At 66.4% G+C, this 12957-nt stretch carries 11 protein-coding genes; 2 read left to right on the top strand and 9 right to left on the bottom strand.

Annotation, left to right across the window (positions count from 1 at the left end):
- Positions 1-260: 260 nt before the first annotated feature.
- The 6 genes from TSH20_RS28025 to TSH20_RS28000 form a co-directional block, all read right to left on the bottom strand.
- Complete coding sequence (locus TSH20_RS28025; RefSeq protein WP_109155993.1) at positions 261-455, bottom strand: DUF1843 domain-containing protein; 195 nt, start codon at positions 453-455, stop codon at positions 261-263.
- 61 nt (positions 456-516) lie between these two features.
- On the bottom strand, positions 517-708 hold the full coding sequence (locus TSH20_RS28020) for a DUF1843 domain-containing protein (RefSeq protein ID WP_109155992.1): 192 nt from the start codon (positions 706-708) through the stop codon (positions 517-519).
- 47 nt (positions 709-755) lie between these two features.
- A complete protein-coding gene (locus TSH20_RS28015) occupies positions 756-941 on the bottom strand; it encodes a DUF1843 domain-containing protein (RefSeq protein ID WP_109155991.1) in 186 nt (61 codons plus the stop codon).
- 926 nt (positions 942-1867) lie between these two features.
- Complete coding sequence (locus TSH20_RS28010; protein WP_085085754.1) at positions 1868-2242, bottom strand: EamA family transporter; 375 nt, start codon at positions 2240-2242, stop codon at positions 1868-1870.
- A gap of 41 nt (positions 2243-2283) precedes the next feature.
- A complete protein-coding gene (locus tag TSH20_RS28005; protein ID WP_109155990.1) occupies positions 2284-5181 on the bottom strand; it encodes a UbiA family prenyltransferase in 2898 nt (965 codons plus the stop codon).
- Positions 5182-5814: 633 nt separating this feature from the next.
- Positions 5815-7158 (bottom strand): glutamine synthetase family protein, encoded by a 1344-nt coding sequence (locus TSH20_RS28000; protein ID WP_109155989.1) that lies wholly within the window; start codon positions 7156-7158, stop codon positions 5815-5817.
- A gap of 168 nt (positions 7159-7326) precedes the next feature.
- Between TSH20_RS28000 and TSH20_RS27995 the strand changes: the two genes are divergently transcribed.
- Entirely contained in the window at positions 7327-8607 is a 1281-nt protein-coding gene (locus TSH20_RS27995; protein ID WP_109155988.1) for an FAD-binding oxidoreductase, read from the top strand.
- 54 nt (positions 8608-8661) lie between these two features.
- Complete coding sequence (locus TSH20_RS27990; RefSeq protein WP_109155987.1) at positions 8662-9696, top strand: hypothetical protein; 1035 nt, start codon at positions 8662-8664, stop codon at positions 9694-9696.
- Between the two features lie 69 nt (positions 9697-9765).
- Here TSH20_RS27990 and TSH20_RS27985 read toward each other — a convergent pair whose 3' ends face one another.
- The 3 genes from TSH20_RS27985 to mtgA all read right to left on the bottom strand — a co-directional run bounded on the left by TSH20_RS27985 (position 9766) and on the right by mtgA (position 12853).
- The gene (locus tag TSH20_RS27985) at positions 9766-11136 is read right to left on the bottom strand and encodes a DEAD/DEAH box helicase (protein WP_109155986.1); all 1371 of its coding nucleotides are present in this window, start codon (positions 11134-11136) and stop codon (positions 9766-9768) included.
- A gap of 293 nt (positions 11137-11429) precedes the next feature.
- On the bottom strand, positions 11430-11954 hold the full coding sequence (locus tag TSH20_RS27980; RefSeq protein WP_109155985.1) for a flagellar basal body-associated FliL family protein: 525 nt from the start codon (positions 11952-11954) through the stop codon (positions 11430-11432).
- A gap of 224 nt (positions 11955-12178) precedes the next feature.
- On the bottom strand, positions 12179-12853 hold the full coding sequence (gene mtgA, locus TSH20_RS27975) for a monofunctional biosynthetic peptidoglycan transglycosylase (protein WP_109155984.1): 675 nt from the start codon (positions 12851-12853) through the stop codon (positions 12179-12181).
- Positions 12854-12957: the final 104 nt, after the last annotated feature.

Here is a 12957-nt window from a genome sequence, read left to right as displayed (position 1 = left end):
GCGGCACTCTTGCGCTACGACTGACCGATCCAATTTCGGCAGGACAAGGTAATTGACGTCCGCCGGACATCGAAATTGTCGTTGCACAGAGCGGGCCGAAAGGTCGGGGCAGGGAAGCGGCTGGTCCATGGTTCCGGTATCTTCCTCGGAATGGCATTGGCTCTGAATATCGGCGGCTCCGTATATCGGCGGCGCGGCGCCGCCGGGGTGCGGACGGCATGGACGCCGCACCCCGGCCGCAGCACCCCGGCCGAAGCCGATCAGCCGTTCGCCTCGGCCTTGGCGATCTCGACCTTCAGGAGCTGCAGCAGCCCCTGGACGTCGCCGTAGGTGGCGAGATGCTCCTCGGCCTCGGCCGCGACCTGCTTCATCGTCGCCAGATCGCCGCCGGCGATGGCCTGGGTCATGGTGGCCATGTACATCGGACGGGGATGGGGAAGGTGCGATTTGGACATCTGTCGGTTCCTCGGTTTTGAATGGCGGGGAGGTTGGAAATCGGTCGATTGAAAATCAGAGTCAGAGACCGGCTTCGGCCTTGGCGATCTCGACCTTCAGCAGGTTGAGGATGCCGGCCACGTCGCCATGTTCGGCGAGATGCTGCTCGGCGGCCGCGGCCACTTCCTTCATCTTCGCCAGATCGCCGCCGGCGATGGCGTCGGAGATCGCCACGCCGTAAGGCTTGATGGAGCGCATGGGTGCTTCGGACATGTGGAGACTGCTCCGCAGGAAAAAAGGAAAAGCGACTGCGCGCCCGATCAGCCCTTCGATTCCGCTTTCGCGATCTCGATCTTCAGCATCTGCAGCATCGAGCCGACGTCGCCATGCTCGGCGAGGTGCGTCTCGGCGGCCGCAGCGGCCTCCTTCATCTTGGACAGGTCGCCGCTGACGATCGCCTCGGTCATGGCGCCGCCGTAGAGCATGCGAATGGGAGCGGTGGACATCCGATGATCTCCTTCAAGAGATGACTAGCAAGACATGATTGGAGAAATGCGCTTTCAATGCGCAGCTTGATGCCGATGTTTGAAACTGACGAAATTCCTGATTGAATGGACGACAGCTGAAAATCGGCAAATCTATGCAAGATCAGAGAACAGCATTTTTAAAACATAAACGCCAATCGCCGCAAGTTTTCATACTATTGTGTGAACTCCGCACCTTCTCTTCAGCAAGCTATATCCACGTTCTGGTAGAGGTCAATTGTTAATATGTTATTTTTAATTTTGTTTTTGAAAGAATGCTTTTGTAACTGATTATTGTGTTTCGCCGTAGGCGACTGGCGCTCCATCCGGCGCCGGTGCGCGGGAAATCATTCACACCGGATGCAAAGAAAAAGGACGCCGCACCATTCGGACGGCGTCCTTGCTTCAGCGCAAAGCGGTGCCAGAGGGCCGGTTTCGACCTCGGCGATTTCGATCTTCAAGATGTGGCTGGTTTCGCGGCGCTGGCGATCGTCAACGGTAGATCGGCAGGAGGGAGGCCGGTCGCGACCGCAGGGGGCGAAAATCCCGTGCGTTTGGTGTCGCGACCGGCGAAGAGATCCCTCTTTCCAGGCAACGGCCTGACGGCCGGCGCCCGGACCTCCTGTCGTTGAAATTGCATACGCTGATATTTTCGCTCGCGAATATGCCGTCAGTTATATCCATCAGGGGATTCCGGTCAATGCCGGAATCATGACATTTGATTTTGAAACTGAAAGATTCAGTGATGAAAATCGTTTCCATAACGGGGTATTCACCAAATTGCCGACAGTCGCGTTGCCGCAGTGTTTGTGCATCGCAAAATGAAAGCGCCGCGACTGCTGCCGCGGCGCCTTCATCGTCCCCCGCCGGTGGCGGCCGGGGCCTTGGATGTGGGTTTGGCGGGGGCTTCAGCTCTGTGCGGTCAGAACGACGCCCAGCACCACCAGCAGGGTGCCGATGACGCGGGTCAGGCTCATGGTCTCGCCCAGCAGCAGGACGCCGAGCGCCAGCGTGACCAGGAATCCCAGCCCGACGAAGGGATAGGCCATGGTGACCTCGACCTTCGCCAACACCGCCAGCCACACCACCATGCCCAGCCCATAGCAGGCGAGCCCGGTCAGGATGTGCGGCGTGGCGACGACCGACAGGGCGATCTGCCCGGCCTCCCCCCGCGCCAGCGCGGTCGATACCGCCGGGCTGGACATGCCGATCTTCAGCGAGATCTGGGCGATGGCGGACAGGGTGACGCTCAGCAGGATCAATCCGACGACGGCGATGGGCATGGGGACTCCCGGCTAAAGGCGGAATGGTGGAGGACGGCGGCTCAGGTCCGGCCGAAGAGAAGGGCGGCGCCGCAGACCGCACCGATGGCGAGGCTCCACTTGTCGCGGGCGGCGAACACCACCGGATCGTCGTGCATCAGCCCGCGGTGGGTCTGCAGCCACACCCGCCCGATCCAGAAGAGCAGAAGCGGACAGATGATCCACAGCGCCTGCGGCTGGTCATAGACGCGTCCGACCTCCGGGCTGTTGATGTAGAGCGCCATCACCAGCACGGAGAGGAAGCCGGCCGACACGCCGATGGATTGCAGGACCGGCATGTCGGCGGTCACATAGCCGCGCCCCTCCGCCTGCTCCAGCCCGAGCTTCATCATGCTGTCCATCTCCGAATAGCGCTTCACCATGGCGAGGCTGAGGAACAGGAACATCGAGAAGGCCAACAGCCAGAAGGACGGGACGATGGCCGTCGCCGTGGCGCCGCCCAGCACGCGCAGCGAATAGAGCCCGGCCAGCAGCATCACGTCCCAGATTACCCGGTTCTTGGCGAAGAGATTGTAGAACAGCGAGGACGCGGCGTAGGTCGCCAGCGCCGCCAGGAACAGCGGCGGCAACGCCACCAGCGACAGGACGAGGCTCGCCAGCAGCAGGCCGGGGATCAGCGTCAAGCCGAGGTCGAGCGGCAGGTCGCCGGCGGCGAAGGGACGGCGGCGCTTGCGCGGGTGCCGCCGGTCAGCCGGCAGGTCGAGCAGGTCGTTCAGCACATAGATGCTCGACGCGCACAGCCCGAAGGCGAGGAAGGCCGCCGCCGCCTGCAGCGTCGGGCCGACCTCGCCCAGCTTCTGGCCGGCCAGCAGGGGCACGAAGACCAGCAGGTTCTTCAGCCACTGGTGCAGGCGCAGCGCCTTGAGGATCAGCAGCAGGCGCGGCCGGCGCGGGGTCGTGATGGTCTCCAGCGGGCAGAGGGAGGCGGCATGGCGCAGCACGGCGGCCGGCGCATCCACCGCGATGCCGCGGCGGGCGCCGCGCCAGATCGCATAATCGGCCTCGTCGTTGCCCATGTAATCGAAGACGCCGGACGGCACCTGCGCGCGGATCGCCTCGTATTTGCGCTCGCTCTTCAGGTTCACGCCGTCATTGCTGGCGAGGACCTGATCGAACAGGCCGAGATGGCGGGCGATGGCGTCGGCATAGCGGTGGTGGGCGGCGGTGGCCAGCACCAGCCGGCGCCCGCGCTTGCGCTCGGCCTCCAGCCGTTCCAGGACGGCGGGATTGTAGACGAGGCCGGTTGGATCGATGTCGACACGCCGGGCCAGCTCCGCCTTCAGCCGCGCCTTGCCCCCCGCCAGCCAGACCGGCACAAGCAGCGCCGCCCAGGGCCGGGCCTTGATCAGGCCGAACAGCGATTCATAGAGAAGGTCGGTCTTCAGCAGCGTGCCGTCGAGATCGACGAACAGCGGCGGCTCCTCCGCGGCGGGCGGCGGGACCGGCGTTTCGGCCGCGGCGGCGCGGGGAAGCGCCACCGTGGTCGCGGTCAGGCCGGGAGCGCCCGCATGCGGAACGCGGTCCCTGCGGTCGCCGGCGTCCGCCCCGCCCCAGACCAAAGCGGCGCGGTCGTGCCGCCCTGCCAGCACGACCGTCAGCCCCAACAGCATCAGGGTGGCGAAGAACAGATAGGATTGCAGGACGTTCAGCGGCGTGTCGGCCAGCGCGTTGACCGGCCAGAACAGCAGGTTGCCGGCCAGGAAATAGGCCACGGCCAGCAGAGCCGCCGCCCCGGCCGGACGCCGCAGGCCGGGCTCCAGCAGGATCAGGAAGGCCAGCGCGAAGGCCGGCAGCAGGATGCCGTAATGATGCACCCAGGCGACCGGCGAGCCGACGGTGAAGCAGATGCCGGCGACGACGAAGGGCAGGATCCGCTCGGCCCCCCGGTCGCGCCGGCGCCACAGCAGGCCGAGGGCGACGAAGGCAAGGCCGGAGATCTGCGTCGCAATGTGGACCGCCGGATGGTAGGGGGCGAAGGCCTCCGCCGACCAGTCGAGGTTGTTGCCGTTGTGCAGCAGGCGGTTGACCAGCCCGTTGACGGTCTGGTTGACGTGATAGCTCTCGCCATGGCGGCCGATGAACAGCAGCACGTCGAGATAATCGATCATCGGGGCGAAGCCGTAGAACAGGGTCGCCAGCGCCACGCCCGGCACCACCACGGCCGCCCAGCCCGCCGCCATCCGCCAGTCGCCGCGCAGAACCGCCCAGACGAGGAACAGCGACATCTGCGGCTTCATCAGCGTCGATGCGCCGAGCAGGGCGCCGCACAGGGCGCGGCGGTCCCGCAACAGGGCGATGCACGCGAAGACGAAGGCGGCGTTCAGCCAGACCTGCACCTGCCCCAGCGAGAAGGCCTTCAGCACCGGGTAGAAGCACAGGGTCGCGACGAAGCCGAAGCCGCCGAGCAGCACCTGGGTCATGCGGTCGTCACGGGCACCCGGCACCCGCAAACGGGCGGCCATCTCCAGCACCAGGATCGCCATGCCGGCCGCGGTCGCCAGCACGAACAGCAGGTTGACCCGCTCGAAGGCCACGAGGTTCAGCACCCCCAGCGCCTTCATCGCCTCCAGCGGCAACAGCGAGGTCACCGGATACTGGAACTTGATGTGCTGCTGGAAGAACACCCCTTCATAGACGTTCTCGCCGGGCCGCTCGTGCAGCCAGTTGAGCGCCGCGATCATCGGATCCCAGCTGTCGACCGGAATCAGGTCCTGGTTTTCCAGCACGAACAGGTTCTGGATGTCGGTCAGGTTGCTGGCATGGCCGCCGCGGTGCAGCGCCAGCCCGAGCAGCCCCGTCGTCAGCACGATGAACAACGACGCCAGGATGATGCTGCGCTGGACCCAGCCAACGCTGTGGAGGCCGGTCCGAAGGGACGGGATCGCAGGTTGCATGCTCATGCTTGGCCATCCATCGGTTGCCCATCGATTGTGTGGAGACAGTGCCCGTGCACCGGTCCGGCCGCTCGCCTGGATTATCCGAATAGGCAATCGAAGGCACAGCGCGGCGGCAGGGGTCGCCGTCTCCGCGAAAAACGGTTACGTGTGTTGACTATTTTCAAAGGAGATAACAAAGTGCAGCGATGCCGAAACGCCATGCAGCGTCCGCATCTCCTTCCGCCTCCTCTGACACAGCCGAAAATACACTGCGGCTTTGCTTTGAAAGTCTTCGATTTCGTGTTCGGGCGGCCATAAGCGGATTAACGCCAGCTTTGAAATTTACGGCTGTGCCGACACGGCCGATCAGCGCGGTCGTGGCATGGAACGACGACCGGCGATCGATCGGGGTGGGGCTGCGGACCGGTCGGGGTAGGACAGGCGGCCATTGCCAGCACGCGGCCGGTCTTCCTGGCCGAACTTGCGAAATTCCGTGGCGGATCGGCGCACGAACGGGGTGCCGGCCGGCGCGATCCGCTAAGCGCCGGGCAGGTGCTGGACTGCCGGACCCCGCGCAGGAACAGGGAACCAAACACGTAAAAGGGCGGCCGACGGATGTCTCCGCGGGCCGCCCCTTTTGTTCGTCGGCTTTAGATTTCAGACGTTCAGCAGCAGGTTTTCCCGTTCCCACGAGCTGATGACGCGGTTGTAGGCCTCGTATTCCGCCTCCTTGACGCAGGCGACGGCGTCGATGAAGCGTTCGCCGAGGATTTCCTTCAGCGGCTTGCAGGCGTTGAACTTGGTCAGCGCCTCCGATTGGTGGCGCGGCAGGGTGAAGGCGAGGCGGTAGGCCGAGCCCTTGATCGGGTCGTTCGGCTCCAGCCCCTGGATCATGCCGATATAGCCGCAGGCCAGCGACGCGGCGATGGCGAGATAGGGGTTGGCGTCGGCGCCGGCCACCCGGTTCTCCACCCGGCGGGCGTCGGGCTGGGAGACCGGAACGCGCAGGCCGGTGGTGCGGTTGTCACGGCCCCAATGCACGTTGATCGGCGCATCGGAGTTGGGAACCAGCCGGCGGTAGCTGTTGACGTTGGGCGCCAGCAGCGGCATCGCATAGGGCAGGTATTTCTGCAGCCCGGCGATGTGCGACATGAACAGGGCGCTGTCGGTGCCGTCGGGATTGGCGAACAGGTTGCGGCCGCTGTCGGTGTCCACCACCGACTGGTGGATGTGCATGGCGCTGCCGGGTTCGCCCTGCATCGGCTTCGCCATGAAGGTGGCGTAGATATTGTGGCGCATCGCCGCCTCGCGCGCCGTGCGCTTGAACAGGAAGGCCTGGTCGGCCAATTCCAGGGCGTCGCCGTGGTTGAAGTTGATCTCGATCTGGGCGGCGCCGGCCTCGTGGGTCAGCGTGTCGATGTCGATGTCCTGCTTCTCGCAGAAATCATAGACCGCCTCGAAGATCGGATCGAATTCGTTGACGGCGTCGATGCCGAAGGCCTGCCGCCCGCTTTCCATCCGGCCGTTGCGCCCGACCGGCGGCACCAGCGGATAATCGGGATCCTTGTTGACCTGGACCAGGAAGAACTCCAGCTCCGGCGCCACCAGCGGCTTCCAACCGCGCTCCTCGTACAGCGACAGCACGCGCTTCAGGACATGGCGGGGCGAGACGTCGACCGGCTTGCCGTCGGCATAGACACAGTCGGTGATGACCTGGGCCGTCGGCTCGTTGTACCAGGGGACGAAGCGGATCGTGCGTTCGTCCGGGATCATGTAGATGTCGGAATTCTCGTCCGAGGTGATGTCCTCGTCCTCGGGGAATTCACCGGTCACGGTCTGGACGAAGATCGCCTCGGGCAGGCGCAGGCCGCGGTCGCGCAGGATGCGGAGGAACTTCTCGGCGGGGACGATCTTTCCCCGCGCGATGCCCGACATGTCGGGCACAAGGCATTCGACTTCGGTAATGCGGTTCTTCTTGATGAAGTCTTCCATAAAACCCATGGGTATGGCGGACCGCTCCGGGCGATGGGCAGCCCCCTCCGTGCTGTGAACGACAGCGACACTATGACGCCGTTCCGGCGGGACGCGCCAGAGGGTTCCGCATGATGCTTTGGTGAAACATCCGCCTTTCCGTTGACCTCCCCCATCGGCTGGGACTTAACTGCCGCCATGCCGAAAGCCTCATACCTGAACAGCTGGTACGCGGCCTCCGCCGCGCCCCGTGTCGACCGCCCGACCCTGGAGGGGGAGGTCGCCTGCGACGTCTGCATCGTCGGTGGCGGCTACACCGGTCTGACCGCGGCGCTGGAACTGGCGGAGCGCGGCTTCGACGTCGTCCTGCTGGAAGCGGAGCGTTGCGGCTGGGGGGCGTCGGGCCGCAACGGCGGGCAGATCATCACCGGCTACAACAAGCCGATGGCGGCCATCGAGGGCTGGATCGGCAAGGAGGATGCCCACCGCCTGTGGGAGTTCGGCGAGGAGGCCAAGGCCCAGCTGGCCGAGCGGGTGGAACGCCACGCCATCGCCTGCGACCTGACCTGGGGCTTCGCCTATGCCGCGCTGAAGCCGCGCCACATGCAGGACGTGGCGGCGCTGGAGCGGGAAATGCGCGACGGCTATGGCTATGACCGGGTGCAGCGGCTGGACCGCGCCGGCATCCGCGCCCATATCGGCAGCGAGGCCTATATCGGCGGCCTGCTGGACGAGGGCAGCGGCCATCTGCATCCGTTGAACTACGCGCTGGGCCTCGCCCGCGCCGCCGATGCCGCCGGGGTGCGCATCTTCGAGAACAGCCGCGCCCTCGCCATGGACAGCGGTGCGGCACCCTGGGTCCGCACCGAGCGCGGCCGGGTGACGGCGAAACACCTGATCCTGGCCGGCAACGCCTATCTCGGCGGGCTGGCCCCGGCGCTGGACCGCACCATCATGCCGGTCGCCACCTATATGATCGCCACCGAGCCGCTGGGGGCGGAGCGGGCCGCCGCGCTGCTGCCGACGAACATCGCGGTGTCGGACATGAAGTTCTCGCTCGATTACTTCCGCCGCTCCGCCGACCACCGGCTGCTGTTCGGCGGCGGCGTCAGCTATTCGGGGGTGGACGCGCCGGGGCTGAAGCAGGCGATGCGGCTGAAAATGCTGGCGATCTATCCGGAGCTGAAGGACGCCCGTGTCGAGTATTTCTGGGGCGGGCGGGTCGCCATCACCATGAACCGCATGCCGCATCTGGGCCGGCTGTCGCCGACGACGCTGTACGCCCACGGCTATTCCGGCCATGGCGTGGCGCTGGCCGGCATGGCCGGGCGACTGATGGCGGAGACGGTGAGCGGCACCGCCGGGCGCTTCGACGTGTTCGCCCGCATCCCGCACATGCCGTTCCCCGGCGGGAGGCGATTCCGCACGCCGGCGCTGGTCCTCGCAATGATGTGGTTCCGTCTGCGCGATCTGCTGTAGGCTGCGCAAGCAATCGACAGCCCCCTCCTCCGGCCTTGAGTCCCCTCCCCGCCCATGACCGATACCCCCAGCAGCGACGAGACCACCCCCTCCCCGGACGGCGCCACGGACTCCGGCATCGCCGAAAAGGCCGCGCAGGAGAATGTTCTGGTCCAGCCGATGCGGGACACGCATTTCGATTTCCAGCACAAGGTCTTCAGCCTGCCCGGCGCCTTCTTCTGCCAGGAGCCGAACAGCAAGGAAGCGGTGCTGAACATCCTGCTGGGCGACCTGAAGGCGGCGCTCGCCTTTCCCACCCTGATGGAGTCCTTCCAGATCGAGGAGGGCAGCCATGACGCCCGCCTGCTGGAGATCATCGAACAGGGGCTGGCCTTCGTGAAGCAGATCCGGCCGGGCGAGGAAATTCCGGGCGAACTGCTGGACGGCCGCGCCTCCTGGTCTGTGGAGGACAAGCACCGCATCATCGCCAAGGGCCGGTTGACCGTTCAGATCGTCTCGTCCTTCACCGGCAATGAGATCATCGTTTCCGACCAGTCGGAACTGGAACAGCTGGTCGAGGATCCGCAGACCAAGGAGAAGATGAAGGCCGCCTTCGCCAAGATCGCTGAGCGGCTGAAGCTGACCACCAACGCCGAACAATATCTGACCGACCGCATCGATGACCTTGCGCAGGAACTGTCCTACATCGAGGCGCTGCGCGATCGCTTCAGGCACATCCGCCGCATCGATCAGGCGATGGCGAAGCTGGCCACCATCTATCGCACCGACCGCACCTTCTGCAGCGAGCTGAACCGCATGCAGGGGCTGATCCGCAAGCCGGTGCGCGAATACGACATGATCTTCGATCAGGCCGACGCCCAGACCGGCGACATCGTCGGCGCATTGCGCAACTTCCACCCCACCATCCAGTTCATCCGCAAGATCCGCGACGACCTGCGCGCCAAGCTGCTGGAATGGGAGGAACTGCTGCAGGGCTGGGACGAGGTCACGATGGAACGCTCGCCGAAGGTGGAGGCGTTGCAGAAGCAGACCTACCGGTTCCTGGCAAGCCGCTACATCGAAACGACGGTATGGAAGCGGGGCGGATAAACGAAAGGGGCGCCGCCAGCCGGCGACGCCCCCTCGGTCACTTCAAGAACAAGATTTACCAGCTATCTTTTACCAGCTCTTGGCACGGGCCGCCGGCTTGCCGTTGCCGTGGGCTTCACGACGGGCATGGCCATGGTCCGGACGGGCGTCGCCGCGGTGGTTGTCGTTGCGGCCATAGTCCGGACGCGGGCCGCGCGGGGCATGCGGACCCTTGGACTCGCCGTTGCGGTGCCACGGCTTGCCGGCGCCGCCACCCGGACGGCCGTTGCGACCGGCCGGACGGCCGGCACCACCGGTGCTGAAGGGGCGCGTCGGCTCCAGGCCGGGCACCACATGCACCTCGAGCGTCGCCTTCGTGTAACGCTCGATGCGAACCAGCGTCTCGCGGTCGGCGCGGGCGGCGAAGGAGATCGCAACGCCCGAGGCGCCGGCGCGGCCAGTGCGGCCGATGCGGTGGACATAGTCCTCCGCCGAACGCGGCAGGTCGAAGTTGATGACGTGGGTGATGTCGCGCACGTCGATGCCGCGGGCGGCGACGTCGGTGGCGACCAGCAGGCGGACCTGACCGGACCGCAGGCGCTGGAGCGTGCGGTTGCGCTTGGTCTGGTCCATGTCGCCGTGCAGGGCGGCGGCGGCATGGCCGGCGGCGCTCAGCTCCTCGGCCAGCGTGTCGGCATCACGCTTGGTGGCGGCGAAGATGATCGCCTTGCCGACCTCTTCCTGGGCGGCGAAATGCTGCAGCAGGCGGCGTTTGTGGTCCAGATCGTCGGCATGGTGCAGACGCTGTTCCACGTTGATCGCGGTCGCCTGGCTCTCGACGGCCACGCGCTCCGGGTTGCGCAGCAGGTTGCCGGCCAGCTGCGCCATGCGGCGGTCCAGCGTGGCGGTGAACAGCAGGGTCTGGCGCGTCGGCGGGCAGCACTTGGCGATGGTCTCGACATCGTCGAGGAAGCCCATGTCCAGCATGCGGTCAGCCTCGTCGAGGATCAGCACCTCGACCTCGTCCAGCGCGATGCGGCGGCGGGCGACATGGTCCAGCAGGCGGCCCGGGGTGGCGACGAGAACGTCGACCGGGCGCGACAGCAGGCGCAGCTGCTCGCGGTAGGGCATGCCGCCGACCACGTCCACGATGTTCAGCTTCATGAACTTCGCGTACTTGCGGGCGGCGTCGGTGACCTGCTTGGCCAGCTCGCGGGTCGGAGCCAGAACCAGCACGCGCGGGGTGGCGGCGCCGTTCAGCGGCAGCTCGGCGGTGCGGGTCAGCGCCGGCAGCATGAAGGCGGCGGTCTTGCCGGTGCCGGTCTCGGCGGTGGCGAGGATGTCGCGGCCCTGGAGCGCCGGCGGAATGGCGGCGAGCTGGACCGGGGTGGGAACGGTGTATTCGAACGCCTCGAGGGCCTTCAGGACGAGCGGGTGCAGGCCGAGTTCGGAAAACGTCAAGTCGTAACAACCTTCTCAAAGCAACACGGCACGGCCCCGCGCGCCCCGATGGCGGGCGTGGGACATACCGGCGGACTCGCCGGGAGGAGGTCGATAGAGGGAGAGGCGTCTATCCGATGCAGCGGCCAGAGCGTCCCTAGAACCCTGGGACGTTTGCCCCCGAAGGAGCTGCCGTTGCGCAATCACAGCGCGTCTCGCTCAAGAGACGCGCGAGCCTCCAGCGATCAAGACGCCCTACATAAGCTATTGCGCCGCACAAGACAAGGGCCATCGCCGAACGAGCCCCGCGTGCGTCACTTGACGACCATGCGTTCGATGTAGATGTCGCGGATCAGGCCGGTCCCCGCCTCGCGGTTGACGGCGTCCCGAATGCGCGCCTTCAGGAAGGCGGCAGAGCCGGGGCCGGTCAGGATTTCGCTGTCGGTTTGGCCGACGGTCTGGAACAGGCGGTCGGCGATGCGGTCCTGGTAGCGCAGCACCCGGTCGGCGGTCACCTTCGGCGCCAGCACCAGCGAGACCTGCATCTCCACCGCCCGCGACCCGCCCAGCGGCAGTTCCATCGCCGGCAGCTGCGCAAGATGCGGTTTCGGCCCCATCCGCGCCTCGATCCGCCGCTGTTCGAGGATGCGGTCCACCGCGATGCCGCCGCCATAGGCCAGCCCGGCCAGGGTCAGCAGCGAGATCAGGACGATGATCAGCAGGCGGGTGGGATGGGCCGCTTCCGGCTCCGAGGCATGGTGCGGCACCAACTCCTCGCGCATCGGGGCGGGAGGCGGTGTCGGGTACGGCGTTCCGTGCAGCGTGCGACGCGTGGCCATGGTCGGCCTCCTCCGGAGCGGCGGGGGCATCATGGATGCTAACGCGGTGGGGGTTAAGATTCGGTGGAGGGTAGCAGCGCCGCTTTCGAGAAGTTAGACCCCCACCTAACCTCCCCCGCTGGGCGGGGGAGGGACTGCCGCTGCTTTTCCGATCAGGCGCCTGTCCCCTCCCCCGCCCAGCGGGGGAGGGTTAGGGTGGGGGCAAGTGTTTGCCGCCAAAATGCTCACCGCACGCAGTCCGCCAACCCGTCCCGCCGCACCACCGCCATCCGCCGCTCGATCACTCCCGCCCGGCGGGCGACGTAAGAGCCGGGCCGGGTGGGCGACCAGTTGCGCGGATTGGGCAGCACCACGGCCAGCAGCGCCGCCTCGCGCCGGGTCAGCGCCGCCGCGGATTTGTGGAAATGATGCCGCGCGGCGGCTTCGGCGCCATAGACGCCGTCGTCCCACTCCACGATGTTCAGATAGACCTCCAGGATGCGGCGCTTGCTCCACAGGCTTTCGATCAGCAGGGTGAACCAGGTCTCCGCCCCCTTGCGGGTCCAGCTGCGGTCGGGCCAGAGGAAAGCGTTCTTGGCGGTCTGCTGGCTGATGGTGCTGCCGCCGCGCAGGCGCTTGCCTTCTTCGTTGTCCTCGAAGGCGTCCTCGATGGCCGCCCAGTCGAATCCGCCATGGCCGCAGAAGCCGGTATCCTCCGACGCGATCACCGCCTCTGCCAGGGCCGGCGAAATGCGCTCCAGCGGCTCCCAGTCGCGCGACAGGCCGGAACCGCCCAGCGCCCGGATCAGCATCAGCGGCGTGGCCGGCGGCGGCACGATCCGGTAGAGCGCCGCCCATAGAATGGTGAAGGCCATCAGCCCCGCCGCCCCGATCAGCGCCCAGCGCAGCAGTTTCCGCATAAGGTCCCGTCTCCGCCTGGCTCCCCGGACTTCCCTCAATGGGGGTGAAGCGGCGGGCCGTCAACATCCGGCACTCGCTTTGCGGCATGCCGCCGCCATATAGT

The sequence above is a fragment of the Azospirillum sp. TSH20 genome, assembly GCF_003115935.1.
GTDB lineage: Bacteria > Pseudomonadota > Alphaproteobacteria > Azospirillales > Azospirillaceae > Azospirillum.
This window is presented reverse-complemented; position numbering and strand designations above follow the sequence as displayed.

Bases quoted from the DNA above. Each gene is read 5' to 3' on its own strand.
- TSH20_RS28025 (WP_109155993.1), bottom strand. From the start codon at position 455: ATGTCCAAATCGCACCTTCCCCATCCCCGTCCGATGTACATGGCCACC.
- TSH20_RS28020 (WP_109155992.1), bottom strand. From the start codon at position 708: ATGTCCGAAGCACCCATGCGCTCCATCAAGCCTTACGGCGTGGCGATC.
- TSH20_RS28015 (WP_109155991.1), bottom strand. From the start codon at position 941: ATGTCCACCGCTCCCATTCGCATGCTCTACGGCGGCGCCATGACCGAG.
- TSH20_RS28010 (WP_085085754.1), bottom strand. From the start codon at position 2,242: ATGCCCATCGCCGTCGTCGGATTGATCCTGCTGAGCGTCACCCTGTCC.
- TSH20_RS28005 (WP_109155990.1), bottom strand. From the start codon at position 5,181: ATGAGCATGCAACCTGCGATCCCGTCCCTTCGGACCGGCCTCCACAGC.
- TSH20_RS28000 (WP_109155989.1), bottom strand. From the start codon at position 7,158: ATGGGTTTTATGGAAGACTTCATCAAGAAGAACCGCATTACCGAAGTC.
- TSH20_RS27995 (WP_109155988.1), top strand. From the start codon at position 7,327: ATGCCGAAAGCCTCATACCTGAACAGCTGGTACGCGGCCTCCGCCGCG.
- TSH20_RS27990 (WP_109155987.1), top strand. From the start codon at position 8,662: ATGACCGATACCCCCAGCAGCGACGAGACCACCCCCTCCCCGGACGGC.
- TSH20_RS27980 (WP_109155985.1), bottom strand. From the start codon at position 11,954: ATGGCCACGCGTCGCACGCTGCACGGAACGCCGTACCCGACACCGCCT.
- mtgA (WP_109155984.1), bottom strand. From the start codon at position 12,853: ATGCGGAAACTGCTGCGCTGGGCGCTGATCGGGGCGGCGGGGCTGATG.